Genomic DNA, 26,301 nt, shown 5'->3' with positions numbered 1-26,301 from the left:
TCCCGCCCGCCCGGCTGGCCGAGCAGGTCGCGCCGCGCCCGCTCGTGCGGCGGTACGGCGCGGAGGCGGCGCTCGGCGCGGCGCAGGCGCGCGAGGACGCCTCGCTGCTGGAGCCGGTGCTGCCCGGCCTGCCGGTGCTGCGCGCCGAACTGGCCTGGGCGGTGCGCCACGAGGGCGCGCTGGACGTCGGCGACCTGCTCGACCGCCGCACTCGCATCGGCCTGGTGCCGGCCGACCGCGCCGCCGCCCTGCCCGCGGCCGAGGCCCTCCTTCCCGTGCCGTGACGCCGCGGTCGTCGGCCCGCGCGTCGGCCCGCGCGACGACCGGGCGCATGGTGGCGCAGTGTGACGGACGTGCGCTAGAGCAAGCTCGACCTAACCGTACGGGAAGCACACCCCTGCTTGCAGGCAAGACGCCGAATCTGTGTCCAATAGCCGGTGACAACAGCAGAAACGGAGCATCACCGGGTCATTAGAGATCAAATCGTGGGTATGAGATGAATCATGTCTCCTGGCGACCGAAAGCTTGATTAGGTTAACCTAACCTAATCAAGTTCTCGATCATCGGGGGTCCCACGTGACGCGCCGTAACAGCTGCGCCCACTGCCCGGGCAGTCACTCGGGCGAGCGGCCGTGCCTGGCGAGCGCGACCACCAAGGCGCGCGCCTGGCTGCTCGTCGAGCACCCGGGGCCGTGGCCCGAGCGCGTCGAGCAGGACCTGCCCGGCCCCGCCGCGATCTCCGCGGCCGTGCGCGCCGCCCAGGCGGCGGGCGTGCGGCCGCAGCTCATCCGCAGGTCCGGCCGGCGCCGCCGCATCCCGCCGGTGCAGGTGTACGTGGGCTACTCGCACGGCGAGCGCGTCTGGCTGGAGGGACGCGAGCTCGCCGACCCCGCCGAACTGGCCGATCTGGACCTGGCGGCGGTCGCCGCCGGGCGCTCCCCCGGGTTCGGCGAACCGGTCGCCGACCCGCTGCTGCTGGTGTGCGCGCACGGCCGGCGCAACGTCTGCTGCGCCCGCCACGGCGCTCCGCTCGCCCGCGAGCTGACCGCACGTTTCGACCCTTTTGTCTGGGAAACGACCCACGTCGGCGGTGACCGCTTCGCAGCCAACCTGGTATGTCTTCCGCACGGCGTGTACTACGGCGATCTCGACCTCGACGAGGCCGTGCGGGCCGTCGACGCCTACCTGCGGGGCGAGGTGGTGCTGGACCGGCTGCGCGGCCGCGCCGGGCTCCCCGAACCGGCGCAGGCCGCCGAGCACTTCGCGCGGGCGCACACCGGGGCCCGCGGCGTGACGGCGGTCACCGTGGAATCGCTGTCGGGAACATCTCCGTACGAGGCGGTGGTTGTTGTAGGGGAGAGGCGTTACCGGATCGCCATGGAACGCGTCGAGCAGACCGATCCATGCGGCCCGGGGTGTCAAGAGAACCTCGGAACCTACGTTGTTAGGGAACTCACCCTTCTCAACGAGGCGGCCCTCGTGTAATCTCTCGGAGGCCCCATTTTCGAGGGTCTCCCTTGCCGCACGCGGCCCCTCGTCCCGGAACGCGACCGGGCGGGGAACACAAGCGGCAACTCCAGACGTTGGACCTCTCGGCGCTGCTGACGCACGTCTTGTCGCACGTCGAGCGTCCATGTCCCGAAATTGCTCAGCAAACCAACCAAGGTGGGTGTTCCATGGCTCAGGTACGTCGGCAGGCAAACCTCCCTCGTCCCAGCTGGGGCTGGCAGGACGCCGCGGCGTGCCGGGGGGAAGACCTGGTGCTCTTCTTCGGACCCGACGGCGAGCGTCAGCCCGAGCGGGAGATCCGTGAGCGCAAGGCCAAGCAGATCTGCATGGGCTGTCCCGTGCGTACCGAGTGCCTGGACTACGCGGTGTCCCGGCCCGAGAAGTACGGCACCTGGGGCGGTCTGAACGAAGACGAGCGCGCCTCGGAGCGCCGTCGCCGGATGCGTCGCGCGAACGCCGCCTGAGGCGATCCCACGGGACGCCCGATCGCCGCGTCGCGCACCCCGGTACGCCACCGGAAAACGTCACGGCCCCGCACCGCGGGGCCGTTTGCGTTGCCCGCGCATGAAAACGCGCGGCGGCTTTCATCACATGTCCGTCACATGTACGTCACGGTGCCGCGGAAAACCCCGCGCGGGACGCGAATACGCGCTATGGGGCGAGCGCAATACCCGAGGCCGGCCCGGCGTGTGATCAATTTACGCGAATTCTCACTTGCCGTCATTTTCCGATTCGGCTTGACACGCCCGTGCGGGCCCTTGTAGCACCGGCTTCCCGCCCGCGCCGGATCACTCGGCGAGGCGGGCGCGGTCCAGCCAGGAGATGACGTCGGCGTCGGTCAGCTGCTCGAAGTCCCGGTACCACTGGCCCACCGCGCGGAACGACCACGGCGCCGCCAGCACCGCGACGTCGTCGGCCTCGGCGTCCATCGCCCGCACGGTCTGCGCGGCGCCCACCGGCACCGCCAGCGCCAGCCGCGCCGGGCGCCGCGCCCGCACCGCGCGCAGCGCCGCGCGGGCCGTGCCGCCGGTCGCCAGCCCGTCGTCCACCACGATGACGGCGCGCCCGGCCAGGTCGGGCAGGGGCCGGTCGCCCCGGTAGGCGCGCACCCGGCGGTCCAGCTCGGCGCGTTCGGCCTCGACCGTGGCGGCCAGGTCGTCCTCGTCCAGCGACAGGCGGTCCAGCAGGTCGCGGTCGAACACCGGCTCGCCGCCCTCGGCGACGGCGCCCACGCCCAGCTCCGGCTGCAGCGGATAGCCGATCTTGCGGGTGACCAGCACGTCCAGCCGGGCGGGCCGGCCCGGCAGCGACAGCCGGCGGGCGACCTCGTAGCCGACCGGCACGCCGCCGCGGGGCAGCGCCAGCACCACCGCCCCCTCCAGGCCCATCGGGACCAGCCGCTCGGCCAGGAGGCGGCCCGCCTCGGCGCGGTCGGTGAACGGCAGCCGGACGCTCTCGGTGGCGGATCCCGCGCCACGCGCGGTGCCACCGCCGGTCCTGTTCCAGGGCATCGGCGCCCCCTCCCGGGGTCGCGGACTCCGCCTGTCCCCTGCCCCGTTCCCTACCCAGCCTCGCCGAGTTATCGAGCCGGCCCGGCCGCGCATCGGGCCGCCGGGGCCGCACCGCCGGGTCGGACGCCGGGGGCGCACCGCCAGGCGGCGCCTGGGACCCGTCAGGCCGCGTCGGTGCAGGCGAGCCAGCGCAGCGGGTTGTCGCGGACGATCCGCGTCAGCGTGTCCTCGTCGGCCCCCGCGGCGCGCAGCGCGGGCAGGAACACCTCGAACAGGTAGCCGTAGCCCGCGCCGCCGTAGCGGCGCACGTGCGCCATGCGGGACACGCCCGTGCTCAGCAGCACCCGGTCGGCCAGCCCGGCCTCCAGCAGCTCCATGACGGCGCGCACGCGGGCCCCCAGGGCCACCGGGTCCTCCCCCGCCAGGCCGAGCGAGCCGAACGACACGTACGCGCCCGCCTCGGCGATCTTGCGGGGCAGGGCGGGGTCGTCGGCGAGGTCCTGGCGGCCGACGGCGACGCGGTGCGGCTCCAGGCCCGCGCCGGTGAGGATGTCCAGCTGGGCCGCCCCGGCGCGGCCGCAGGTCGCCACCGGCAGCCCGGAGTAGCGGGCGGCGCGGGCGGCGGCGCGCAGGCAGCGCTCCTCGCGCTCGGTGGGCGCCTCGCCCCAGGTGCCGATCTCGCCGATGACGCCGGGCAGCGCGTTGGTGCCGTCGATGCCGAAGCCGATCTCGGCGAGGAAGTGCTCGGCCAGCCGCTCCACGTCGGCGTCGCCGACGAAGTCGGGGTGGAACGGCTCGGTGAACACGCCGGTGCCCGCCACCACCGCGACCCGCGACCCGGCGCTGATGCGGGCCAGCGACGGGGCGCTGCGCCCCATCCCGGCGCAGGTCAGGTCCACGACCAGGGACAGCTCGCGGTCGGCGCGCAGCTGCGCCAGCTCGACCATGACCGCCTTCTCCTCGTCCAGCCACCGCCGCGGGTCGGAGGCCAGCAGCGCGGGACGGCTCGGCCACCGCAGGTCCAGCCGCAGGTGCTCGTGCGGCAGGACCGGCCCGGTGACGGCGGAGACGGGAACGGCGCCGGTCACCGTGCGGATCCGGCCGCCGTTCTCCTCATGCAGGGTCATGTCACGCGAGGCTACGACATGTTTGGCCATTTCAGACCATTAGTCGGCGCAGTTTTTACCCGGCGGGACGTTTGGCGGCCCGTCCGCCGCCGCGGCGGCGCGCGCCCGGGCGGTGTCGCCGCTCGGCCAGCGCCGGTCGATCTCGGCGTTGAGCGCGGCGCCCACCAGCACCGCCAGCGCCGCCACGTACAGCCAGGCGAGCATCGCGATCGACGCCGACAGCGGCCCGTACACCGATATCCCGCCGCTCAGCGACCCGCTCAGGTACAGCCGCAGCAGGAACCCGCCGACGATCCACATCACCAGTGCCAGCACCGCGCCCGGCACCTGCCGCCACCAGGACGTCCGCACCGGGATGCTCATGTGGTACAGCAGCGCCAGGAACAGGATCGACAGCGTCACCACCACCGGCCAGTACGCCGCCATGACGTACCCCGCGCCCTCCTCCGGCAGCGCCCGCCGCAGCAGCGCGGGCCCGACCACCAGCAGCGGCAGGACGACCAGCATGACGACCAGGCCCACCAGATAGAGGAAGAACGCGCGCAGCCGGGTGCGCACCACCCCGCGCACGCCCGACAGCCCGTAGGCGATCGTGATGGTGTCGACGTAGACGTTGGTGGCGCGCGACCCCGCCCACAGCGTGAACACGAAGCTCAGGGACACGATGTTGGGGCTGCCGCCGCGGATCACCTCGTCGATCAGCGGGACCACCACGGAGTCGACCGCGGGCCCGGTGAGCACGGTCTCGGCCCGCGCGATCACCCAGGCGCGGATCTCCCCGACGGCGCCGGTCCCGAGCAGGCCGCGCAGGTGGCCCATCAGCCCTACCAGCCCGATGACCAGAGGCGGCAGCGACAGCAGCGCGAAGAACGCGGCCTCGGCGGCCAGACCCGTCACCCGGTAGCGGAAGGCCGCGACGGCGGTGTCCCGCACCAGCCCCCAGGCGACCGCGCGGACGGCCGGACGCTCCCCCGCCGGGCCCGCCGCATCGCCGGCCGGTCCGCCGGCGGGATCGTCGGCCGGTCCGCCGGCCGCGGGGGCGGACGTCTCCGGACGTCGTCTCAGCCGCATGGCGCGCGCCCAGGCCCGGAAATGCAGGTTGGCCGACCTGAACACGCTGGTCATGCCCACCCACCGTAGGGTGTATTCCGGCCAGGCCATTGCACACCACCCAAATCCGCACTCCGCTTCGCACGTCCCGTGGTCGGACCGTCACGCACGGGGCGGGCGGCCCCTCCCCCGCCGCCGCGGGCGCCGCCGCCGTCCGCCGCGTCCGTTCCGCTCGGCTCGATCCGCTCGATCCGTTCCGCTCGTTTCGGTCCACCCGGTCCGCGCCGTTGCACACCGTTCGACGCGCGCCGCGCCCCGCCCGCCCAAGATCATTTGGCGGACCGGCCGGGAGACCGCCGCCGTACCGGCGGGCCCGCGCGCAGGCATCGCGCCCCATCGGGGACAATGGAGGGGTGATCTGCGCGGCGTGCCGGGAGCACCGCCACGGCGAGTGCCGTGGCGGCTCGTGGTGCGACTGCCAGCACCTGGCCGTCCCCGCGACGCCGGAACGGCGCCGCCGCGACGAGGCGGCGGACTCCCGGGACGCGGCGGCCCCCGACCGGACGGACGCACCGCCGGCCGGCGAACCACGGGTGAACTGGAGGCGGCAGGGGTGAACGGTCCCGCCGTGACGATCGAACGCCTCCGGTGTCCGCATGCCGGACGCAACTGGACATGCCGCAAGAGGGCGTGTCAAAGTGCTGATATGACTGCTGCGGACCCGTTGCTGGTGATGCGCCGGCACGTCGACTTCCTCCGCGTCCGCAGCGCGATCTGTCGGTGACGCCCCGACCACGCCCCCTGTTTTCGCTCCGCGGGTGCGTGGTGCCCCGGCGTCCCGTGTCACCGCCTCCGCTCAGCGTCGAGCCCGGCATTTTCGCGACCGCCGGTGCGCCATGCGTCCGCCCCACGACACCGACCGCCCTGACCGACAAGGACGCGCGCCGTGCCACCAGCGACCAGACGCAAGCGGGGCGAGGGCCAGTGGGCCCTCGGCTACCGCGAGCCGCTGAACAAGAACGAAGAGAACAAGAAGAACGATGACGGACTGAACGTCCGCCGCCGGATCATCGACATCTACGCCAAGCGGGGCTTCGACTCCATCGACCCGGCCGACCTGCGCGGCCGGTTCCGCTGGTACGGGCTGTACACCCAGCGCCGCCCCGGCATCGACGGCGGCAAGACCGCGGTGCTGGCCGACGAGGAGCTCGACGACCGCTACTTCATGCTGCGGGTGCGCGTCGACGGCGGCCAGCTGGACGCCGCGCAGCTGCGCACGATCGCCGACATCTCGGTGAAGTACGCCCGCGGCACCGCCGACATCACCGACCGGCAGAACATCCAGCTGCACTGGGTGGAGATCGAGAACGTCCCGGCGATCTGGGAGGCGCTGGAGGCGGTCGGGCTGTCCACCACCGAGGCCTGCGGCGACACCCCGCGCGTGATCATCGGCTGCCCGCTGGCCGGGATCGCGGCCGACGAGGTGATCGACGCCTCCCCGGCGATCCGCGCGGTCGCCGACCGCTACATCGGCTCACCGGAGTTCTCCAACCTGCCGCGCAAGTTCAAGACGGCGATCTCCGGGTGCCGGTCGCACTGCACCGTGCACGAGATCAACGACGTCGCGTTCGTCGGCGTGGTCAACGACGAGGGCAAGGCCGGCTACGACCTGTTCGTCGGCGGCGGCCTGTCCACCAACCCGATGTTCGGCAAGCGGCTGGGCGCGTTCGTGGCGCCCGAGCGGGTGCCCGAGGTCTGGGCGGGCGTCACCTCGATCTTCCGCGACTACGGCTACCGGCGGCTGCGGCACCGCGCCCGGCTCAAGTTCCTGATGGCCGACTGGGGCCCGGAGAAGTTCCGCGAGGTGCTGGAGAAGGAGTACCTGGGGTACGCGCTGCCCGACGGGCCGGCGCCCACCCCGCCGCTGCCGCACCGCGACCACGTGGGCGTCCACCCGCAGCGGGACGGCCGCTTCTACGTCGGGTTCGCGCCCAGGGCGGGCCGGGTCAACGGCGAGCTGCTGCGCACGGTCGCCGACCTGGCCGAGCGGTACGGGTCGGGCCGGGTGCGCACCACCACCGAGCAGAAGATGGTGATCCTGGACGTCCCCGCGGAGAACACCGAGCCGCTGGCCGAGGAGCTGGCCGCGCACGACCTGCAGGTGCGCCCGTCCGTCTTCCGCCGCCAGACGATGGCCTGCACCGGCATCGAGTACTGCAAGCTGGCGATCGTCGAGACCAAGCAGCGGGCCATGGACCTGATCGACGAGCTGGAGAAGCGGCTGCCCGACTTCGACCAGCCGCTGACCATCAACCTCAACGGCTGCCCGAACGCCTGCGCCCGCATCCAGGTCGCCGACATCGGCCTGAAGGGCCAGCTGGTGCTGGACGAGAACGGCGACCAGGTCGAGGGCTTCCAGATCCATCTGGGCGGCCAGGTCGGCGCCTCCTTCGGCCGGAAGGTGCGCGGCCTGAAGACCACCTCCGCCGGGCTGACCGACTACATCGAGCGGGTCGTGCGCAAGTACGACGAGCAGCGCCGCGACGGCGAGAGCTTCGCCGACTGGGTGGAGCGCGCCGACGAGGCCGACCTGAAGTAGCGGACGCGGGCGCGCGGCCGTCCCCGGGCGGCCGCACCACCGCCGCCGGTCTTCGCAACCGATCTTCGTAGCCGATCGTTGATAACGATCGCTGTAACCGATCCCACAAGGCTTCGAGCAATGAGCGAACGAGCGGCGCCGTTCTACTGCCCGTACTGCGGCGAGGAGCACCTGCGGCCGCACGAGGAGGACGGGACCTGGGCGTGCGGGGACTGCCTGCGCGTCTTCAGGCTGAGATTCCTCGGCGTCGGGGACGCGCGGGCGGCCGGGCGCCGGACACACGAGGAGACTTTCCGGTGACACTGCTGGAGACCGACAGACAGTCCCTGGACCTGGAGGACGTCGCCGCCTCGGCCGCCGCGGCCCTGGAGGGCGCGTCCACCCTGGAGATCATCCGCTGGGCGGTGGCGACCTTCGGCGACCGCATCTGCCTGACGTCCTCGATGTCGGACGCGGCGCTGATCCACCTGGTGTCCAAGGTCAAGCCGGGCATCGACGTCCTGTTCGTCGACACCGGCTACCACTTCGCCGAGACCATCGGCACCCGGGACGCGGTGGAGGCCGTCTACCCGGTCAACGTGATCAACGTGACGCCGTCGCGGACCGTGGCCGAGCAGGAGGCCGCCCTCGGGCCGCGGCTGTACGGGCGCAACCCCGACCTGTGCTGCCACCTGCGCAAGGTGGAGCCGCTGACCAAGGCCCTGGAGGGCTACATGGCCTGGTTCAGCGGGATCCGCCGCGAGGAGACCGCCAGCCGCCGCGACCGCAAGGTCGTCGAGTGGGACGGGCGGCGCGGCATGGTCAAGGTGAACCCGATCCTGCACTGGTCCCAGGAGGACATGGACAACTACATCGCCGACAACGGCGTGCTGGTCAACCCGCTGCACTACGACGGCTACCCCTCGATCGGCTGCGAGCCCTGCACCCGTCCGGTGGCGCCGGGCGAGGACCCGCGCAGCGGCCGCTGGGCCGGGACGGGCAAGACCGAGTGCGGCATCCATCTGTGACGCGTCCATCCGTTCCCTCGGTGACGGCGGCGGGCGCGCGTCCGGCGCCGATGGTCGCGGTGGCGCACGGCAGCCGCGACCCGCGCGCCGCCGCCACCGTCGAGGAGCTGCTGGCCGCCGTTCGGGGGCGGCGGCCGGGCCTGGAGGTGCTGGCCTCCTTCCTCGACCATGCGCCCCCGGCGCCCGCCGGGGTGCTGGACGGGCTGGCGCGCCGCGGCGAGCCCTCGGCCGTGGTGCTGCCGCTGCTGCTGACGGCGGCGTACCACAGCAAGACCGACATCCCGGGGGTGCTGGCCCGCGTCCGTGCGCAGCACCCCCGCCTGGAGCTGCGCACGGCGGCCACGCTGGGCCCGCATCCGCTGCTGGTGGCGGCGCTGGAGCGGCGGCTGGCCGAGGCCGGCGTGCCGGCCGGCGACCCCGGCACCGCCGTGGTGCTGGTGGCGGCGGGGTCCAGCGACCCGTCGGCGAACGCGACGATCGGGGCGACGGCGCGCCGGTGGCGGTCCCGGGGCTGGCGGGGCGTGGTGCCGGCGTACGCGTCGGCGGCCCGTCCCACGCCCGGCGAGGCGGTCGCGGCGCTGCGGGACGCGGGCGCGCCGCGCGTGGCCGTGGCCTCCTACTTCCTGGCGCCCGGGTACTTCGCCGACAGGGTGCGGGAGGAGTCCCTGGCGGCCGGGGCGGACGCGGTGTCGCCCGTGCTGGGCGCCGCCCCCGAGCTGGCCGACCTGGTGCTGCACCGCTACGACGAGGCGGCCGCGGACGCCGGCGCGGTCGCCGTCTGAGAGGGCCGCCGGCTGAAAGGGCCGCCGGCTGAGAGGGCCGCCGGCGGGGAGACCGGTCATGCATACCCGCGTCAGGGCGGGTATGCGGCGGTGCATGACCGAACGCGAAGATCTGGGCCACGAGCCGGAGGAGACGCGGGACAAGCGGTTCGCCCCCGTCACCCGGGGCGGCGACGCGCGCGGGCGGACCGATGCGGACCGGCCGCCCGAGGCGCCGGGCGAGGGCGGCACCCTCCCGCGGGAGCAGGGCATGGCCCGCCAAGAGGACGAGGTCAGCGGCACCGGAGTGCCCGGCGTGGACGTCGGGCAGCCCGACGCGCTGCCGCCCGACGAGGAGGGCGTCCGGGAGGCCGAACGCCGCGACGACTCCCGGTAGCGGCGGGAGCGCGTCAGCCGTCGGGGCCCGGGCCGGGGCCGTGGCCCCCGCCCCGGGAGCGGCGCTGCCGCCACCAGGACGCCAGGGCCCGGCGCACCGGGGCGTGGTGCTCGTCGTCGACGATCTTGATGTCGCCCATGACGGCCTTGGCCCGCACCCGCACGACGGGCACCCGCATGCCGGGCGGCACCTCCCGCACGGCGACCCTGCGGTCGCCCATGACCGCGTAGCCGGTCAGCTCGACCCGCACGCCGTCCGGCACGATGATCCGCACGTCCCCCATCACGGCGGTGACGCAGACCTCCACCTCGCCGGTGGGGACCTGCGCCTGCCGCAGGTCGAGCACGACGTCGCCCATCACCGCGTGGGCCTCCAGCGCGTCGCTGATGCGGCCGCTGATGCGCTCGTCGCAGTCGCCCATGACGGCGTGGAACCGGCGCGGCGCGGGCAGCGCGGGGTCCGCTCCGGGCGCGCCCATGGCGGGCAGGTCGGCGGTGATCCCCTCCAGGTCCGCGCGGGTGACGGCCAGGTACGCCTTCTCGGTGCGCTCGGTCAGCTCCGCGAAGGTCAGCCGGCCCTCCACGGAGGCGACGCGCAGCCGCTCGACGGCGGCCTCGCGCTCGGCGTCCGACACGCGCGTCGGCGCCTCGGCCGTGTCCGGGCGGGGCGCCTGGCGCGGACTCTGCTGCGAGGTGGAGTCGGCCATGTGTCAGACGGTACGTGACGCCGCCCGCCGTACCCTCCGCCGCCCGGACGAGTTTCCTCCCGCCCTCAAGGAGGACCGGCCGGACGGCCGCCGCCCGCCGCCCGCCGAACAGGGTTCGGTACTGTACTGGGGACGGCATGGTGAAAGGCGGTGTGCGATGCCCCCGACCCACGAGGTGCTCAACCAGGTCCCCCCGCTCGTCGGGCACGACGTGGCCGACGACCCCGCTCTGCTGGACGGGCTGGCGCGCGAGGGCGCCGGGTGGGCGGCGGAGGGCATCCGCGAGCTGGGCCGCCTGGCGGGCACCGAGCAGGCGCAGGAGTGGGGGCGCCTCGCCAACGAGTACCCGCCCGTCCTGCGCACCCACGACCGCTACGGGCACCGCATCGACGAGGTGGAGTTCCACCCGGCCTGGCACGAGCTGATGCGCGTCGCGGTGTCGCACGGCCTGCACGCCGCGCCGTGGGCCGACGACCGCCCCGGCGCGCACGTGGCGCGGGCCGCCGGGTTCTACGTGTGGCGGGTGGACGCCGGCCACGGCTGCCCCGTCAGCATGACCTACGCGTCCGTGCCCGCGCTGCGGCAGAGCCCCGAGCTGGCCGCCGCCTACGAGCCGCTGCTGACCGCCCGCGAGTACGACTTCGGCCTGCGCGCCCCGCTCACCAAGGCGGGCCTGCTGGCGGGCATGTCGATGACCGAGAAGCAGGGCGGCTCGGACGTGCGCGCCAACACCACCCGCGCCGAGCCCGGACCGGACGGCGCGTTCCGCCTGACCGGGCACAAGTGGTTCACCAGCGCGCCCATGTGCGACGTGTTCCTCACCCTCGCCCAGGGCCCGGAGGGGCTGACCTGCTACCTGGTGCCGCGCGTGCTGCCCGACGGGACGCGCAACCCGATGCGGCTGATGCGGCTGAAGGACAAGCTGGGCAACCGCTCCAACGCCTCCGCCGAGATCGAGTACGACCGCGCCCTGGGCTGGCAGGTCGGCGAGGGCGGCCGCGGCGTGCGCACGATCATCGAGATGGTCAACATGACCCGGCTGGACTGCGTGATCGGCGCCGCCGCGGGCATGCGGCACGGCACCGTCACCGCCGTCCACCACGCCGTCCACCGCCGGGCGTTCGGCCGCGCGCTGATCGACCAGCCGCTGATGCGCAACGTGCTGGCCGACCTGGCCGTGGAGTCGGAGGCCGCGACGGTGCTCATGCTGCGCCTGGCGGGGGCGACCGACCGGTCGGTGCGCGGCGAGGAGTCCGAGACCGCGTTCAAGCGCCTCGCGCTGGCCGTCAGCAAGTACTGGGTGTGCAAGCGGTGGCCCGTCCACGCCGCCGAGGCCCTGGAGTGCCTGGGCGGCAACGGGTACGTGGAGGAGTCGGGCATGCCCCGCCTGTTCCGCGAGTCGCCGCTGAACTCGATCTGGGAGGGGTCGGGCAACGTCGCGGCGCTGGACGTGCTGCGCGCCATGGCCCGGGAGCCGCAGACGGTGGAGGCGTTCTTCGCCGAGGTGGCGGCGGCGTCCGGCGCCGACTCCCGGCTGGACTCGGCCGTCAAGCAGGTCAAGGACGCCCTGGCCGACCCGGCCACGATCGAGCTGCGCGCCCGCCGCGTCGTCGAGCGGCTCGCCCTCGTCCTGCAGGCGTCGCTGCTGGTCCGGCACGGCCACCCGGCCGTCGCCGACGCGTTCTGCGCCACCCGCCTGGACGGCGACTGGGGGGCGGCCTTCGGCACCCTGCCGCCCGGCCTCGACCTCGCCGCGATCATCGACCGCGCCCGGACGGCCTAGGCGGCGGGGCGGTGGGCGGGGCGCCCGCGGCGGCGTCCGACCGTAAGCTGTGGGCCATGTCCGCCGGGCCGCCCCAGTGCCACTGCATCATCTGCCACGACTACGGCGATCGCGACCGCCTGGACAACTTCGAGCTGCGCACCATCGTGCACATCACCGAGTACGGGTGGAGCGTGGTGCTGGTCGGGGCGGACGAGGAGGGGCCGGGCTGGGCGTACACGATCGGGCTGTGGCACAGCCACCGCTCCCCCGAGCTGGGCATGTTCGGCGGCGACGTGTACGAGATGGAGGGGGCCCTCAACGCGCTGGGCCGGCAGATCGCCGCGGGCCGCCCGGTCGCCGACGGGGAGCGCCGCGAGGACGTGCTGCGCGGCATGCCCGCCGCGTTCCGCGCCGTGGACCCCGGCTGGCACCGGGCGATGTTCGGCGGCGCGGTGGCGTTCTACCGGAGCTCGCCGCCGCCGATCCTGCAGGCGGCCTGGCCGAATCCGGACGGGCTGTTCCCCTGGCAGCCGGGCACCGACCTGCCCTTCCGCCGCTCCCAGCCGTGGCTGTGGCTGCCCCCGCGCCAGCACCCGCCGGGCATCTGGACGCGCCACCTGTGACCGTTTCGTCCCGGCAGGGCATAGGCTCGGGCGGGTGTTCGGTCCGCTGACCGAGCCCCTTGGCACCTCCCGTCTGCTGCTGGAGCCGCTGGCCGCGCACCATGCCGAGGAGATGGCCGAGGCGCTCGCCGACCCCAGGCTGCACCGCTACATCGGCGGGCGGCCGCCGACCGCCGCCGAGCTGCGCGCCCGCTATGCCCGCCTGGCGGCCGGGCCCGCCCCGTTCCACCAGGAGTGCTGGCCCAACTGGGTGGTCCGGCGGCGCCGCGACCGGCGCGCGGTCGGCTTCGTCCAGGCCACCGTCCGGCCCGGCCCGCGCGGCAGCCGGGCCGCGGTCGCCTGGATGATCGGCATGCCCTACCAGGGGTTCGGCTTCGCCACCGAGGCCGCCCGCGCCATGGTCGGCTGGCTCGCCGCGCACGGCGTCACCGAGATCACCGCCGCCATCCACCCCGGTAACGCCGCCTCCGCCACCGTGGCCCGCCGCCTCGGCCTGTCCCCCGCGCCCGGGACGTGCGACGGCGAGGTCATCTGGCGCTCCGGCCCCCTCGGCCCCGCATGACCGCGCCGGGCGCGCGGGGGTCAGGCGGGCGGGGCGGGTAAGGGACACTCCGGACGCCTTGCGACCACGCCGACACCGAGGACACGCCGACACCGAGGAGCGGAGGACGATGCGGGAGGTCTGGCCCGGGGAGCCGTACCCGCTGGGCGCCACCTGGGACGGCACGGGGACCAACTTCGCGCTCTTCTCCGAGGTCGCGCACCGGGTGGAGCTGTGCCTGTTCGACGCGGCGGGCCGCGAGACCCGCTGCGACCTGCCGGAGGTGGACGGGTTCGTCTGGCACGCCTACCTGCCGGGCGTGGGCCCCGGGCAGCGCTACGGGTACCGGGTGCACGGACCGTACGACCCCGGGAACGGCCACCGGTGCAACCCCGCCAAGCTGCTGCTCGACCCGTACGGCAAGGCCGTGGAGGGCGAGGTGCGCTGGCACGAGTCGCTGTTCTCCTACCGGTTCGCCGACGTGGACGCGGTCAACGACGACGACAGCGCCCCCCACATGCCGAAGAACGTGGTGATCAACCCGTTCTTCGACTGGGGCGACGACCGGCCGCCGCGGGTGCCCTACCACGAGACGCTGATCTACGAGGCGCACGTCAAGGGCCTGACCCGGCTGCACCCGGCGCTTCCCGAGGAGCTGCGCGGCACGTACGCGGGGCTGGCCCACCCCGTCATGATCGACCATCTGGCGGGCCTGGGCGTCACCGCCGTGGAGCTCATGCCGGTGCACCAGTTCGTCCCCGAGCACGCCCTGGTCGCGCGGGGCCTGACCAACTACTGGGGCTACAACACCATCGGGTTCCTGGCGCCGCACAACGCCTACAGCTCGTCCGGGCAGGCCGGCGAGCAGGTGCCGGAGTTCAAGGCGATGGTGCGGACGCTGCACGAGGCGGGCATCGAGGTCATCCTCGACGTGGTCTACAACCACACCGCCGAGGGCGACCACCTGGGGCCGACGCTGTCGTTCCGCGGCATCGACAACGCCTCCTACTACCGGCTGCGCGACGACGACAGGCGCTACCACCTCGACTACACCGGCTGCGGCAACTCGCTGAACGTGCGCAGCCCGCACGCCCTGCAACTGATCATGGATTCGCTGCGGTACTGGGTGACGGAGATGCACGTCGACGGGTTCCGCTTCGACCTGGCCTCGGCGCTGGCCCGCGAACTGCACGACGTGGACCGGCTGGCGGCGTTCTTCGACCTGGTGCAGCAGGACCCGGTGGTCTCCCAGGTCAAGCTGATCGCCGAGCCGTGGGACGTGGGCGAGGGCGGCTACCAGGTCGGCAACTTCCCCCCGCTGTGGACCGAGTGGAACGGCAAGTACCGCGACACCATGCGCGACTTCTGGCGGGGCCGGCCCGGCAGCATGCCCGAGTTCGCCTCCCGGCTGACCGGCTCCAGCGACCTGTACGAGCACAGCTCCCGCCGCCCCTTCGCCTCGATCAACTTCATCACCTGCCACGACGGCTTCACCCTGGCCGACCTGGTCGCCTACGAGCGCAAGCACAACGAGGCCAACGGCGAGGACAACCGGGACGGCACCGACGACAACCGGTCCTGGAACTGCGGCCGCGAAGGCCCCACCGACGACCCCGGGATCCTCGCCCTGCGGGCCCGGCAGTGCCGCAACTTCCTGGCCACGCTGTTCCTGTCGCAGGGCGTGCCGATGCTGTCGCACGGCGACGAGCTGGGCCGCACCCAGCGCGGCAACAACAACGCCTACTGCCAGGACGGCGAGGTGACCTGGGTGCACTGGGACGACGACGGCGCGGACGGCCTGCTGGAGTTCGTGCGCACGCTGTCGCGGCTGCGGCGCGACCACCCGGTGTTCCGGCGGCGGCGGTTCTTCCGGGGGACGGCGCCCGGCGCCGAGCGGCCCGCCGACATCGCCTGGCTCACCCCCTCCGGCGACGCCATGACCGGCGACGACTGGGCCGCGGGGTTCGCCAAGTCGCTGGGCGTCTTCCTCAACGGCGACGCCATCACCGAGCCGGACCCGCGCGGCCGGCCCGTCCGCGACGACTCGTTCCTGCTGCTGATCAACGCGCACTCCGAGCCGGTCGCCTTCACCCTGCCCGGCGCGGCCTACGGCGAGCGCTGGGAGTTCGCCCTGGACACCTCGGGCAGGAGCACGGCCGGCGGGCGGCCCCCGGTCGAGGCGCGCGACCGGCTGGACGTGCCGAGCCGCGCGCTGCTCGTCCTGCGGCGCCTGTCATAAGGCGACCGGTGTGAGGCGTGCGGTGTGAGGCGTGCGGTGTGAGACGACTCTTGTGAGACGTCTGTCATGAGGCGTCTCTGGTGCGGCGCGGCCCCGCGTAGCCTCGGCCTATGCACGAACCCCCTCTCGACCCCGCCGAGCAGCCGACCGACGCCGAACCGGCGCTGCGCCCCCTCGCCGCCGGCGCCCCGGTCCGGCCGGCCGACGCCTACGCCTATCCTCCGGGCGGGCCCTGGCTGCGGGCCAACATGATCGCCAGTGCGGACGGCGCGGCCGCCCGCGACGACCGGTCCGGCGGGCTCGGCAACGAGACCGACCGCAGGCTGCTGTCCCTGCTGCGCGGGCTGGCCGACGTGGTGATCGTCGGGGCGGGCACGGTCCGCGCCGAGGGCTACGGGCCCGTCGCCCCCGGCCCCGGCGGCTGGGAGAAGCTGCGCGCCGGCCGCTCCCCCGTGCCGCCGCTGGCGATCGTGTCGCACCGCCTCGACCTGGACCTGGACGCCCCCGTCTTCACCGAGGCCGACCCGCGGGCCCGCACCATCGTGCTGACGACGCGCACCGCGCCGCCGGGGCGGGTGCGCGCCGCCGCCGAACGCGCCGAGGTGATCGTCGCGGGCGAGGACCGGCTCGACTTCGCCGCCGCCGTCGCCGAGCTGATGGCGCGCGGCCACGAGCGGATGCTGTGCGAGGGCGGCCCGCGGGTGCTGGCGCAGGTCGTGGCGGCCGGTGTGCTGGACGAGCTGTGCCTGACGGTCAGCCCGATGCTGCTGGCGGGCGGCGCCGTGCGGATCCTCAACGGCCCGGCGGTGCCCGTCCCGCCCCGGCTGCGGCTGGCCGCGGCCTACCGGGACGACGAGGACTACCTGTTCCTGCGCTACGTCCGCCGTTAGGCCCGCGGCGGGCGGCGCGGCGCGCAGGCCGGCGTACGGCCCGCCGGTCAACGCGAAGGCTTTCCGCTCCGTTTCCCTGTTTTGTCACAGGTCAGGGCCACGATGGGGAAATGGACCTGCCCATTCGCCCGCCCCTGTCGCCGATGCTCGCCAAGGCCGTCAAGACCATGCCCCAAGGCGACCTGCTGTACGAGCCGAAGTGGGACGGCTTCCGCTGCGTGGTGTTCCGCGACGGCGACGAGGTGGAGCTGTCCAGCCGCGGCGAGCGGCCGCTGACCCGCTACTTCCCCGAGCTGGTCGCGGCGGTGCGGCGGGAGCTGCCGGAGCGCTGCGTGGTGGACGGCGAGATCATCCTGCGCCGCGGCCCCCGGCTGGACTTCGACGCCCTCCAGCAGCGCATCCACCCGGCCGCCTCGCGCATCGCCCTGCTGGCCGAGCGGACCCCGGCCTCGTTCGTCGCCTTCGACCTGCTGGCGCTCGGCGACGAGTCGCTGCTGGACACGCCGCTGGGCGAGCGGCGCCGGCGGCTGGTGGACGCCCTGGCCGGCGTCGGGCCGAGCATCCACGTCACGCCCGCCTCCGACTCCTACGAGGTGGCGCTGCGCTGGTTCGCCGAGTTCGAGGGCGCCGGGCTCGACGGGGTGGTCGCCAAGCCCGTGGGCACCGCCTACCGGCCGGACCGGCGCGCCATGTTCAAGATCAAGCACGAGCGGACCGCGGACTGCGTGGTGGCGGGCTTCCGCTGGCACAAGTCCGGGCCGGTCGTCGGGTCCCTCCTGCTCGGCCTCTACGACGAGCGGGGCGCGCTGCAGCACGTCGGCGTGTCGGCCTCCTTCCCGATGGCGCGCCGGGCCGAGCTCGTGCGGGAGCTGGAGCCGTACCGGATGACCGACCTGACCGGCCACCCGTGGGAGGGCTGGGCCCGGCAGACCGGGGCGACGGCCGACCGCATGCCCGGCGCGGTCTCCCGCTGGACCGGCAAGAAGGACCTGTCCTGGGTGGCGCTGCGCCCGGAGCTGGTGGTGGAGGTCGCCTACGACGGCATGGAGGGCGACCGGTTCCGCCACACGGCCCGGTTCCGCCGCTGGCGCACCGACCGCACCCCCGCCTCGTGCACCTACGAGCAGCTGGAGGTTCCGGTCGCCTACGACCTGGACGACATCCTCGGCGGAGGCGCCGGCGCGCCCCGCGCCGACGGGTGACGCCGTCGCCGCGGGGCGCGCGGGGCGCCTTGCGGAAGGGTGCTAAGGGCGCTGGGTCTCGCTGCGCACCGTCTCCTCGCCCAGGTCGCGCTGGGCGCGCGCCTCCATGGAGCTGACGTACGGACGCAGGTAGGTCTGGTTCAGACCGGGGACGCGGTCCTCGATGACGAAGGTCGCCTTGATGGAGGCTTCCGCGTCGCGGTCCCGCACCGTCGGCAGCGTCTTGAAGTCGGCGCGCATCTCGCCCTTGCCGATGCGCGTCATCACGTAGCCGCGCTGGTTGTTGTAGAACTTCAGGTGCGGGTTGATCTTCAGGAACGGGTGGTCGGCCGGGTCGGAGTCGGCGCCGTCCCCGCCGCTGGTGATCGACGTGCAGACCAGCTCGGCGCCGACCGCCCTGCCGGTCGGGTCGTCGTAGTCCAGCTTCAGCTCGCCGGCCCAGTGGGCGTGCACGTCGCCGGTGAGCACCACGGGGTTGCGCACCCCGGCCTCGATCCAGCCCCTGGTGATGCGCTCGCGGGAGGCCGCGTAGCCGTCCCAGGCGTCCATGCTGGTGACCTTGGCCGGGCCGGCGTTGTTGTCGCGCTGGGCGAAGAACACCTGCTGGCCGATGATGTCCCAGCGCGCGGTGGAGCGGCGGAACCCGTCCAGCAGCCACCGCTCCTGCCGCGGCCCGGTGATCGACCGGGACGGGTCGGAGGCGGCGGCGCACTCCCGGTACCCGTCGCCGCAGGCCTGGTCGTCGCGGAACTGCCGGGTGTCGAGCATGTGGAAGTTGGCCAGGCGGCCCCACCGGACGCGCCGGTAGATCTGGATGTTCGGGCCGTTCGGCACCGACGACCGGCGCAGCGGCATGTTCTCGTAGTACGCCTGGAACGCCGCGGCGCGCCGCTTCCTGAACTCTTCGGGGTCGGGGGTGTCGGAGCTCGCCTCGGGCACCCATCCGGCCCAGTTGTTCTCGACCTCGTGGTCGTCGAACACCACCAGCCACGGGGCGGCGGCGTGCGCGGCCTGCAGGTCGGGGTCGGACTTGTACTGGGCGTGCCGCCGCCGGTAGTCGGCCAGTGTGACGGTCTCTGGCCCCTCGTGGTCGCGGACGTTGCCGCCGGGGACGGTGTAGGTGTCCGCCCGGTACTCGTACTGGTAGTCGCCCAGGTGCAGGACCAGGTCGGGGTGCTCCTCGGCCAGCCGCCGGTACGCGGTGAAGTACCCGTGCTCGAACTGCGAGCACGACACGAACGCCATGGCCAGCGCGGGCCCGAAGGTGTCGGGGCGCGGCGCGGTGCGGGCCCGCCCGACCGGCGACACGTACCCGCCGGCGCGGAACCGGTACCAGTAGTCGCGGTCGGGCCGCAGGCCGTTCAGCTCGACGTGCACGCTGTGCGCCGACTCGGGCCGCGCGACGGCGACGCCCCGCCGCTCGATCCTGCGGAACCGCGGGTCGGAGGCGACCTGCCACTCCACCGGGACGTGGCGCGCCGGCATGCCGCCGAGGCCGTCCTCGGCCAGCGGCTCCAGGGCCAGCCGCGTCCACAGCACGAAGCCGTCGTGGTCGGGGTCGCCCGAGGCGACGCCCAGGGTGAACGGGTCGGTGGCCGGCTTCCCGGGACCGCGCCGCGCGGCGGCGCGGGCCGGGCCGGCGACCGCGGGCAGCGCGGCGGCGGTGCCGACGGCCAGACCCGTGGTGACGAGGAAGGATCTCCGGTTGACCAGGTGCACGGCAGCGGCCATAAGGTGCCCTTTCGGGAGATATCCGACATCGAACGGCGGACAGCTTCACCAAGGCCGATGGCCGGAGGGTTGTCGCGGAGTGACGGCCACCCCAACAAGAACGATCCCTTCACGTCCGCCATGAGAAACCGGGCGGCGCCCGCACCGCGTCCGCGGTCCGCCCGCCACCGCCCCCCGAGAACGCCCCCCGTTCCCGCGCCAGAACGCACGTCATTCCCCGTGGGCCGAGTGATCACTCCCGCACCGGGGATACCCTCGCCGACGGCGAGTACTCCTGCCGTGGCACAACGTGAGCAGGCCCGGCTCCGCCGCGCGCCGGCGGGTCAGCCGCCGGCGCGCTGCGGTGACGCCTGCAGCGGCAGGGTGAGGACCATGCGGGCACCGCCGCCGGGAGCGCGAGCCGCCTGCAGCGTGCCGCCGTGGGCCTCGGCGATCTGGCGGGCGATCGGCAGGCCCAGGCCGGTGCCGGACGGGTCGCGTTCGCGGGCGTCGCGGCAGCGGTAGAAGCGGTCGAAGACCTTCTCGCACTCGTCGGGCGGGATGCCCGGCCCGTCGTCGGCGACCTCCAGGACGGCCCGGTCGCCGACGGCGGCGACCGACACCTCGATCCTGCTGCGGGCGTGGCGTTCGGCGTTGGTCATCAGGTTGGCCAGCAGGCGGGCCAGGCGGATGGGCGAGCCCTGGACGACGACGCCCGGCGCGAGCCGGGTGGCGATGTCGAGGGCGGGCCTGCGCAGGGCCAGCTCGGCCTGGACGACCCCGGCCAGGTCGATCGGCTCGGTCGACACCTGCACGCCCGCGTCGAGCTGGGCGAGTTCGAGCGGCTCGGCGACGATGCCGCCGAGCCGCTCGGCGTCGTGGCGCGCCGCGTGCACGATCTGCCGCAGGTCGGCCTCCGGGTCGGACAGGGCCTCCTCCAGCCGGGCCAGCAGGCCGGTGATGGGCGCCCGCAGGTCGTGGGAGGTGTCGCTGATGGCCTGGCGCTGCTGCTCCACCGCCTGCCGCAGCCGGTCGCAGGTGCGGCGCTCCTCCATCCGGGCGTGCCGCAGCCGCTGGTTGATCTGCTGCAGTTCGCGGGTCCGCGCGAAGATCTCGGCCTCCAGCAGGGCGCTGCGCTCGGCCGGCGAGCCCGTGCCGGGGCTCCCGGCCCGCCGGAGCTGGTCGACGTACTCGGTGACCTCCTCCACCCGGAGGATGATGCCGGTGACGGTTCCGTCCGGGGCCGGTATCGGGGCGTTGACGGCGTTCCAGTAGCGCTCCTCGAACACCCCCGGCCGCCCGGGGACCTCCACGTCGTAGCGCAGCAGCGCCAGCACGTCGGTCTCGCCCTCGGCCACCACCCGGTCCAGCGAGGCCCGCAGTTCCTTGCAGCCGTGGCCCTCGGGCCCCCCGGGGAACATTTCGAGGATGTGCCGGCCGAGGAGCTCGTCGCGGTCTCGTCCCAGCGTCCGCTCGTAGGCGCGGTTCACCAGGATGTACTTCAGGTCGGGCGACAGCACCGCCGCGGCGACCGGGGACGCCTCGTACACCTGCGCGAAATCTATGTCCGCCATCGCACGGCTCCGGTCCTTGAGGGTGGCGGCAGGCGGCGTCCCGTCCGCGGGGCGGCCGCCCGCCCCCCGGTTGCTCCGCAGAGCACGATCCCCGATCGGGGTGACCCGAAACACGTTCCGCGGTGTTCGAAGCGCCGACCAGGAGCGTCGCCCGCCGAGGCGGAAGCGGAGCGGGAAAAGAGGGGAGAACGCGGGCGCGAAAGGCGCATCGCGTGATAGGGTCTGCTGCACAACGCACACAAAACCCCAATCCTATGAAGAGGAGTGTAGCGGCTACATGGCCACTCGTCAAGAGGGAACCCGCCGAGCCGTGTCAACCCCCGAGAGCGAGACATCGGCGGACGGGGGCGCGCGGCACGCCGCCGTACGGGCCGAGCAGGAGTACGTGACGCGGGTGTACCACAGGCTCGACGAGGAGCGCGCCGCGGCGGAGGAGGCGCTGCGGGCCGGGCCCGGCGAGGGCGGCGGCAGCGCGTTCTCGGCGCGGGTGGAGCGCACGGTCGTCGCCGACGAGCGGGCCCGCCGGCTGGCCCGGCTCAACGCGGTGGAGCGGGGGCTGTGCTTCGGCCGCATCGACCACCGCCCGGACGAGGACGGCGCGCCGGGCGACACGCTGTACATCGGCCGCATCGGGCTGCGCGACGAGGACCGCGAGCCCCTCCTGATCGACTGGCGCGCCCCCGCGGCGCGCCCCTTCTACACCGCGACGCCGGGCTCGCCCGGCACCCTGGCCCGCCGCCGCCACCTGCACCTGCGCGGCCGCACGGTGGTCGGCGTCGACGACGAGGTGTTCGACCTGGACGGGCTCGGCGAGGACGACCGCGGCGCCCTCGTCGGCGAGGCGGCGCTGCTGGCCGCGCTGCGCCGCGGCCGCACCGGTCGGATGAGCGACGTGGTCGCCACCATCCAGGAGGAGCAGGACCAGGTGATCCGCGCCGGGCTCCCGGGGATCCTGGTCGTCCAGGGCAGCCCGGGCACCGGCAAGACGGTCGCCGCGCTGCACCGCGCCGCGTACCTGCTCTACACCCACCGGGACGTGCTGGAGCGGCGGGGCGTGCTGGTGGTGGGGCCGAACGCCACGTTCCTGCGGTACATCGAGCAGGTGCTTCCGGGGCTCGGCGAGACGGACGTGGTGCTGAGGACGGTCGGCGAGCTGTTCCCCGGGGTGCGCGCCACCGCCGTCGAGACGCCCGAGGTCGCCGTGCTCAAGGGCGGGCTGCGGATGGCGGGGCTGGTGGACGCCGCCGTGCGGGACCGCCAGCGCGTCCCCGACGGCGACCTGGAGGTGGAGGCCGACGGAATGACGCTGCGCGTCGACCACCAGACCTGCCGGCGCCTGCGCGACCGCGCCCGCGGGCTGCGCGCCCCGCACAACGTCCAGCGCCGGCTGTTCGTGCACGAGATGCTGCAGGCGCTCGCCCTGAACCGCGCCGAGCAGTACGACCGCATGACCGACGAGCCCCTGGAGCAGATGGCGCGCGAGGGCGGCCTGCCCGACTGGCTGCAGGAGCTGATCGCCGAGAGCGCCGACGAGCCGCTGCTGGACGAGACGGACCTGCGGCTGGCCAAGGAGGCGCTGTGGCACGACCCGGCGGTGCGGGAGGCGCTCGACGGGCTGTGGCCGGAGCTGACGCCGCAGCGCCTGCTGGAGGAGCTGTTCGCCGACCGCGACGCGGTCGGCCGGGCCGGGGCGGCGGCGGGCCTGACGGAGGCCGAGTGCGACCTGCTGGTGCGCCCGCCGGGCGGCCCGTGGACGGTCTCCGACGTTCCGCTGCTGGACGAGGCGGCCGAGCTGCTCGGCGAGGACGACCGGGCGGGCCGGGCCCGCGCCCGCTCCGCCGCGGCCGAACGCGCCGCGGCGGAGCGGTACGCGCGGGAGGTGATCCAGGTGGCCGGGCTGACGGAGGTCGAGGGCCTGGACGCGGGCCTGCTGGCCGACCGGCACCACGACGACGGGCCGGCGCGCACCACCGCCGAGCGGGCCGCCGCCGACCGCACCTGGGTCTACGGGCACGTGATCGTGGACGAGGCGCAGGAGCTGTCGGAGATGGCCTGGCGGACGGTGATGCGCCGGGTCCCGACGCGTTCGCTGACGGTGGTGGGCGACATCGCGCAGACCGGCAGCCCTGCGGGCGCGCGCTCGTGGGGCCAGATGCTCGACCGGTACGTCACCGACGGCTGGCGGGAGCAGCGGCTGCTGGTCAACTACCGCACCCCGGCGGCGATCATGCGGGTGGCCGAGGACGTGCTGGCGGCGGTGGCGCCCGGGCAGACGGCGCCGCGGGCGGTCCGCGACGACGGCCCGCCGCCGACCGCCGTCCGCATCCCCCGCGCGCAGACGGCGCCCCGGCTGCGGGCCCTGGTGGAGGCGGAGCTCGGCGAGATCGCCGCGGGCGCCGAGGGGCGGCTCGCGGTGATCGTCTCGGCGGCGCGGCACGCCGACGTGCGGGCGGCGCTGCCGGACGCCCCCGCGGGGGCGACACCGGAGGCGCTGGACTCCCCGGTGACCGTGCTGACCTGCGAGGAGGCCAAGGGCCTGGAGTTCGACGCGGTGGTCGTCGTGGACCCGGCGGGGATCGTGGCGCAGTCCCCGCGCGGCGGCCAGGACCTGTACGTGGCGATCACCCGGGCGACCCGGCGGCTGACCGTGGTGCACGACGGCGACCTGCCGCCGATGCTGTCGCGGCTGGCGTCCCGCTGAGCCCTCCCCGGCCCACCTGAGGAGTCCGCGTCCGCGGCGCGCCCGCCCCGCGCCCGCCGCGGATGCCGCTCATCCCTCGTACGGCAGCAGCTCCTTGTCGATCTCCTGCCAGCGGTCGCGCAGGGCCCGCAGGACGTCGGGGTGCCGGGCGGCGAGGTCGGCCTGCTCGCGCGGGTCGGCGGTCAGGTCGTGCAGCGTCTCGCCGCTCTGGCGGCGCAGGTACTTCCACTTGCCGCGGCGCACCGCGCCCTCGGTGCGCGTCCGCCAGAACAGGTCGCGTTCGGGCGGCCGCGCCCCCTTGAGCAGGTAGGGGACGAGGCTGTGCCCGTCCAGCGGGTGGCCGGCGGCGGGCCGGACCCCGGCGGCCTCCAGGATCGTCGCCGTCCAGTCGTGCGTGATGACCGGGACGCGGCTGACCTGGCGGGGCCGGATGCGGGCGGGCCAGCGCAGGATGTTCGGCACCCGGATGCCGCCCTCGTTCAGGCCGCCCTTGGCGCCCGACAGCGGCCACTGGTAGGACCACCGCTCCCCGCCGTTGTCGCTGGTGAACAGCACGAACGTGTCGCGTTCCCGGCCGCTGTCGCGCAGCGCCCGCAGCACCCGGCCGACGGCGGCGTCCATGGCCTGCACCATCGTGGTGTAGGTGGCCAGCGAGCCGCCGTCGTCGTGCCGGAGCGCCCGGGCGTCGCCCGCCTTCACCCGGGCGGTGATCTCGGCGCTGACGGCGCGGTCGCCGGGCGCCTCCCACGGCCAGTGCGGCGCGGTGAAGTTGAGGTTGACCAGCCACGGCCGGTCCCGGTGGCCGCGGACGAACCCGGCGGCGCGGTCGGCGATGGCGTCGGTGTAGTACTCCAGGTTCTCGACCGGGACCTCGCCCTCGTACAGGTCGGCCCCGGTGCTGGAGATCTTGGAGTAGTAGTCGACGGCGCCGGACAGGTTGCCGAAGAAGGTGTCCCAGCCCGACTTGAGGGGGCTGTACCAGGGCAGGAAGCCGCAGTGCCACTTGCCGAACATGGCGGTGGCGTATCCGGCGTCGCGCAGCAGCGAGGCGAGGGTGGGGTGGCCGGGCGGGATGCCGTGCAGCTCGTCGGGCCGGGCGATCGGCTCCTCCAGTCCGCCGCGCAGCCGTCCCGGGTAGCGGCCGGTATAAAGGGCGAACCGGGTGGGCGAGCAGACGGCGGCGGCCGAGTAGGCGTCGGTGAACCGCAGGCCCTCCCGGGCGAGCCGGTCCAGGTTGGGCGTGCGGATGTGCGGCGACCCGTAGCAGCCGAGGTCGGCCCAGCCCAGGTCGTCGCCGATGATGATCAGGAAGTTCGGCCGCCGGCCGCTCGCGGCGCGCGGGTCGGCGCGGAAGGGGCGCTCGTCCGCGTCCGCCCCGGCCTCGCCCTCGCCCAGCACCGTTCCGGCGACCGTGCCCGCCGCGACCGTTCCGAGCGCCGCCGCGACGCCCCGCCTGCCGATCCGCTCCGCCGTCACCCGGACCCCCTTTCCCTACCTTTTTGGTGGTTTTTACTCGAATAGTAGGGAATGTGGATCATCGCGCGCAATGCCGGGACGGCCGCCGACCGATGCGGGGCGGCGCGGCACCGGTCGTCCGACGGATGCCCCGACCCGGGCCGCACCCCTAGCGTCGAGTGCATGAGCAGCGAGATCGCAGAACTGAGCAGGCGGATTCGGGAGCCGGCCGACCGTGCCGAGATCACCGACCTGGCCCTCCGGGGCTTCGCCGCCATCGACGAGCGGCAGCGGGATCCGGCGGGCCGGCCGTTCGACGAGGCGTGGGCGCGGCCCTCGTTCACCGAGGGCGTGCGGTTCGACTTCCCGCCCGGGTCGTTCGCGGGCCGGGCCGACGCGCCCGCGATCCAGAGCGGGATCGTGGACGCGTTCGGCCTGCCCCAGCACCTGGCGGGGGTGCCGCCGATCGAGCTGGACGGCGACCGGGCCCGGGCGCGCTGGGACGCCGTCCACACCCACCACCACCGCGACCCCGGGCGCGGGCTGTTCGTCTCCGGCGGGTTCTACGAGGCCGAGGCGGTGCGCACGCCGGACGGATGGCGGTTCCGGCGCATGGCGCTGCACGTCTCCTGGACGACCGGGGAGCCGCCGGCTCCCGACCCCGAACTGCGGGCGCTGATGGCGGCCACCCTTTCCCCGGACGCGTAACCAAACATACGCTTGGTCAAGTGACGAGCCGGGACGGATCCGGGAGGGGACGGCGATGACCAGGCAGCTGCGGGAGTATTCCAACCTGATCGGCGGCGAGCTGCGCCCCGCCGCCGACGGCGGCACGCTCGACTCGGTGGATCCGTCGACCGGCGAGGTGTGGGCGCGGGTGCCGCGCGGCCGCGCCGCCGACGCCGCGGCCGCCGTTGCCGCCGCCCGCGCCGCC

General features: G+C 74.4%; 23 protein-coding genes. 16 read left to right on the top strand and 7 right to left on the bottom strand.

Features of this window, described 5'->3' with window-relative positions; all coding sequences use genetic code 11:
- From ABD879_RS24420 to ABD879_RS24410, 3 genes are all read left to right on the top strand, one after another.
- Positions 1-284: glycerol-3-phosphate dehydrogenase C-terminal domain-containing protein (locus ABD879_RS24420; RefSeq protein WP_345023929.1), on the top strand; the 284-nt coding region annotated here is incomplete at its 5' end.
- 292 nt (positions 285-576) lie between these two features.
- Positions 577-1,485: a sucrase ferredoxin gene (locus ABD879_RS24415; protein WP_345023928.1), complete on the top strand. Its 909-nt coding sequence runs from the start codon at positions 577-579 to the stop codon at positions 1,483-1,485.
- A gap of 191 nt (positions 1,486-1,676) precedes the next feature.
- Positions 1,677-1,973 carry a WhiB family transcriptional regulator gene (locus tag ABD879_RS24410; RefSeq protein WP_021600082.1) on the top strand — a complete coding sequence of 99 codons (297 nt, stop codon included), beginning with the start codon at positions 1,677-1,679 and terminating at the stop codon, positions 1,971-1,973.
- A gap of 324 nt (positions 1,974-2,297) precedes the next feature.
- On the opposite strand, the gene ABD879_RS24405 is transcribed toward ABD879_RS24410, so the two are convergent.
- The 3 genes from ABD879_RS24405 to ABD879_RS24395 all read right to left on the bottom strand — a co-directional run bounded on the left by ABD879_RS24405 (position 2,298) and on the right by ABD879_RS24395 (position 5,272).
- Positions 2,298-3,020, bottom strand: coding sequence for a phosphoribosyltransferase (locus ABD879_RS24405; protein WP_345023927.1), 723 nt, complete (start codon positions 3,018-3,020; stop codon positions 2,298-2,300).
- Positions 3,021-3,181: 161 nt separating this feature from the next.
- Positions 3,182-4,147 carry a phosphotriesterase family protein gene (locus tag ABD879_RS24400; protein ID WP_345023926.1) on the bottom strand — a complete coding sequence of 322 codons (966 nt, stop codon included), beginning with the start codon at positions 4,145-4,147 and terminating at the stop codon, positions 3,182-3,184.
- A 39-nt stretch (positions 4,148-4,186) separates the two neighbouring features.
- The gene (locus ABD879_RS24395) at positions 4,187-5,272 is read right to left on the bottom strand and encodes a YihY/virulence factor BrkB family protein (RefSeq protein WP_345023925.1); all 1,086 of its coding nucleotides are present in this window, start codon (positions 5,270-5,272) and stop codon (positions 4,187-4,189) included.
- Positions 5,273-6,143: 871 nt separating this feature from the next.
- On the opposite strand from ABD879_RS24395, the gene ABD879_RS24390 reads away from it, so the two are divergent.
- The 5 genes from ABD879_RS24390 to ABD879_RS24370 all read left to right on the top strand — a co-directional run bounded on the left by ABD879_RS24390 (position 6,144) and on the right by ABD879_RS24370 (position 9,961).
- A complete protein-coding gene (locus ABD879_RS24390; protein ID WP_345023924.1) occupies positions 6,144-7,796 on the top strand; it encodes a nitrite/sulfite reductase in 1,653 nt (550 codons plus the stop codon).
- 120 nt (positions 7,797-7,916) lie between these two features.
- Positions 7,917-8,096, top strand: a complete 180-nt coding sequence (locus tag ABD879_RS24385; RefSeq protein ID WP_345023923.1) for an Insertion element protein — start codon at positions 7,917-7,919, stop codon at positions 8,094-8,096.
- Positions 8,093-8,803: a phosphoadenylyl-sulfate reductase gene (locus ABD879_RS24380; RefSeq protein ID WP_345023921.1), complete on the top strand. Its 711-nt coding sequence runs from the start codon at positions 8,093-8,095 to the stop codon at positions 8,801-8,803. The genes ABD879_RS24385 and ABD879_RS24380 overlap by 4 nt, the downstream gene beginning before the upstream one ends.
- Before the next feature lie 50 nt (positions 8,804-8,853).
- On the top strand, positions 8,854-9,585 hold the full coding sequence (locus ABD879_RS24375) for a sirohydrochlorin chelatase (RefSeq protein WP_345023931.1): 732 nt from the start codon (positions 8,854-8,856) through the stop codon (positions 9,583-9,585).
- Positions 9,586-9,679: 94 nt separating this feature from the next.
- Positions 9,680-9,961: a hypothetical protein gene (locus ABD879_RS24370; RefSeq protein ID WP_345023920.1), complete on the top strand. Its 282-nt coding sequence runs from the start codon at positions 9,680-9,682 to the stop codon at positions 9,959-9,961.
- Positions 9,962-9,974: 13 nt separating this feature from the next.
- Here the strand turns inward: ABD879_RS24370 and ABD879_RS24365 are convergent, their stop codons facing one another.
- Positions 9,975-10,667, bottom strand: a complete 693-nt coding sequence (locus tag ABD879_RS24365) for a DUF1707 SHOCT-like domain-containing protein (protein WP_345023919.1) — start codon at positions 10,665-10,667, stop codon at positions 9,975-9,977.
- Positions 10,668-10,824: 157 nt separating this feature from the next.
- Between ABD879_RS24365 and ABD879_RS24360 the strand changes: the two genes are divergently transcribed.
- The 6 genes from ABD879_RS24360 to ABD879_RS24335 all read left to right on the top strand — a co-directional run bounded on the left by ABD879_RS24360 (position 10,825) and on the right by ABD879_RS24335 (position 17,927).
- On the top strand, positions 10,825-12,450 hold the full coding sequence (locus tag ABD879_RS24360) for an acyl-CoA dehydrogenase family protein (RefSeq protein ID WP_345023918.1): 1,626 nt from the start codon (positions 10,825-10,827) through the stop codon (positions 12,448-12,450).
- 56 nt (positions 12,451-12,506) lie between these two features.
- Entirely contained in the window at positions 12,507-13,055 is a 549-nt protein-coding gene (locus ABD879_RS24355) for a DUF4262 domain-containing protein (protein WP_345023917.1), read from the top strand.
- Between the two features lie 34 nt (positions 13,056-13,089).
- Entirely contained in the window at positions 13,090-13,617 is a 528-nt protein-coding gene (locus tag ABD879_RS24350) for a GNAT family N-acetyltransferase (RefSeq protein ID WP_345023916.1), read from the top strand.
- 109 nt (positions 13,618-13,726) lie between these two features.
- Positions 13,727-15,835, top strand: a complete 2,109-nt coding sequence (glgX, locus tag ABD879_RS24345; RefSeq protein ID WP_345023915.1) for a glycogen debranching protein GlgX — start codon at positions 13,727-13,729, stop codon at positions 15,833-15,835.
- Between the two features lie 110 nt (positions 15,836-15,945).
- The gene (locus ABD879_RS24340; RefSeq protein ID WP_345023914.1) at positions 15,946-16,725 is read left to right on the top strand and encodes a pyrimidine reductase family protein; all 780 of its coding nucleotides are present in this window, start codon (positions 15,946-15,948) and stop codon (positions 16,723-16,725) included.
- Positions 16,726-16,835: 110 nt separating this feature from the next.
- On the top strand, positions 16,836-17,927 hold the full coding sequence (locus ABD879_RS24335) for an ATP-dependent DNA ligase (protein ID WP_345023913.1): 1,092 nt from the start codon (positions 16,836-16,838) through the stop codon (positions 17,925-17,927).
- Positions 17,928-17,969: 42 nt separating this feature from the next.
- Here the strand turns inward: ABD879_RS24335 and ABD879_RS24330 are convergent, their stop codons facing one another.
- Both ABD879_RS24330 and ABD879_RS24325 read right to left on the bottom strand, forming a co-directional pair.
- A complete protein-coding gene (locus ABD879_RS24330) occupies positions 17,970-19,658 on the bottom strand; it encodes an alkaline phosphatase D family protein (RefSeq protein WP_345023912.1) in 1,689 nt (562 codons plus the stop codon).
- Between the two features lie 323 nt (positions 19,659-19,981).
- Positions 19,982-21,211 carry an ATP-binding protein gene (locus tag ABD879_RS24325; RefSeq protein WP_345023910.1) on the bottom strand — a complete coding sequence of 410 codons (1,230 nt, stop codon included), beginning with the start codon at positions 21,209-21,211 and terminating at the stop codon, positions 19,982-19,984.
- Between the two features lie 310 nt (positions 21,212-21,521).
- Between ABD879_RS24325 and ABD879_RS24320 the strand changes: the two genes are divergently transcribed.
- Positions 21,522-23,912, top strand: coding sequence for a HelD family protein (locus ABD879_RS24320; RefSeq protein ID WP_345023908.1), 2,391 nt, complete (start codon positions 21,522-21,524; stop codon positions 23,910-23,912).
- 69 nt (positions 23,913-23,981) lie between these two features.
- Here the strand turns inward: ABD879_RS24320 and ABD879_RS24315 are convergent, their stop codons facing one another.
- Complete coding sequence (locus ABD879_RS24315) at positions 23,982-25,388, bottom strand: sulfatase-like hydrolase/transferase (RefSeq protein WP_345023907.1); 1,407 nt, start codon at positions 25,386-25,388, stop codon at positions 23,982-23,984.
- A gap of 162 nt (positions 25,389-25,550) precedes the next feature.
- Here ABD879_RS24315 and ABD879_RS24310 point away from each other — a divergent pair, with 162 nt between their 5' ends.
- Positions 25,551-26,075, top strand: a complete 525-nt coding sequence (locus ABD879_RS24310) for a nuclear transport factor 2 family protein (RefSeq protein ID WP_345023906.1) — start codon at positions 25,551-25,553, stop codon at positions 26,073-26,075.
- Positions 26,076-26,301: the final 226 nt, after the last annotated feature.

Source organism: Actinomadura keratinilytica (genome assembly GCF_039539665.1).
Taxonomy (GTDB): domain Bacteria; phylum Actinomycetota; class Actinomycetes; order Streptosporangiales; family Streptosporangiaceae; genus Spirillospora; species Spirillospora keratinilytica.
Note: the sequence above shows the minus strand (reverse complement) of the source record. Positions and strands in the feature narration are given on the sequence as shown.

Coding starts and splice junctions, on each gene's coding strand:
- ABD879_RS24355 (WP_345023917.1), top strand. CDS start 12,507: ATGTCCGCCGGGCCGCCCCAGTGCCACTGCATCATCTGCCACGACTAC.
- ABD879_RS24360 (WP_345023918.1), top strand. CDS start 10,825: ATGCCCCCGACCCACGAGGTGCTCAACCAGGTCCCCCCGCTCGTCGGG.
- ABD879_RS24405 (WP_345023927.1), bottom strand. CDS start 3,020: ATGCCCTGGAACAGGACCGGCGGTGGCACCGCGCGTGGCGCGGGATCC.
- ABD879_RS24310 (WP_345023906.1), top strand. CDS start 25,551: ATGAGCAGCGAGATCGCAGAACTGAGCAGGCGGATTCGGGAGCCGGCC.
- ABD879_RS24365 (WP_345023919.1), bottom strand. CDS start 10,667: ATGGCCGACTCCACCTCGCAGCAGAGTCCGCGCCAGGCGCCCCGCCCG.
- ABD879_RS24325 (WP_345023910.1), bottom strand. CDS start 21,211: ATGGCGGACATAGATTTCGCGCAGGTGTACGAGGCGTCCCCGGTCGCC.
- ABD879_RS24370 (WP_345023920.1), top strand. CDS start 9,680: ATGACCGAACGCGAAGATCTGGGCCACGAGCCGGAGGAGACGCGGGAC.
- ABD879_RS24340 (WP_345023914.1), top strand. CDS start 15,946: ATGCACGAACCCCCTCTCGACCCCGCCGAGCAGCCGACCGACGCCGAA.
- ABD879_RS24410 (WP_021600082.1), top strand. CDS start 1,677: ATGGCTCAGGTACGTCGGCAGGCAAACCTCCCTCGTCCCAGCTGGGGC.
- glgX (WP_345023915.1), top strand. CDS start 13,727: ATGCGGGAGGTCTGGCCCGGGGAGCCGTACCCGCTGGGCGCCACCTGG.
- ABD879_RS24335 (WP_345023913.1), top strand. CDS start 16,836: ATGGACCTGCCCATTCGCCCGCCCCTGTCGCCGATGCTCGCCAAGGCC.
- ABD879_RS24385 (WP_345023923.1), top strand. CDS start 7,917: ATGAGCGAACGAGCGGCGCCGTTCTACTGCCCGTACTGCGGCGAGGAG.
- ABD879_RS24395 (WP_345023925.1), bottom strand. CDS start 5,272: ATGACCAGCGTGTTCAGGTCGGCCAACCTGCATTTCCGGGCCTGGGCG.
- ABD879_RS24375 (WP_345023931.1), top strand. CDS start 8,854: ATGGTCGCGGTGGCGCACGGCAGCCGCGACCCGCGCGCCGCCGCCACC.
- ABD879_RS24400 (WP_345023926.1), bottom strand. CDS start 4,147: ATGACCCTGCATGAGGAGAACGGCGGCCGGATCCGCACGGTGACCGGC.
- ABD879_RS24330 (WP_345023912.1), bottom strand. CDS start 19,658: ATGGCCGCTGCCGTGCACCTGGTCAACCGGAGATCCTTCCTCGTCACC.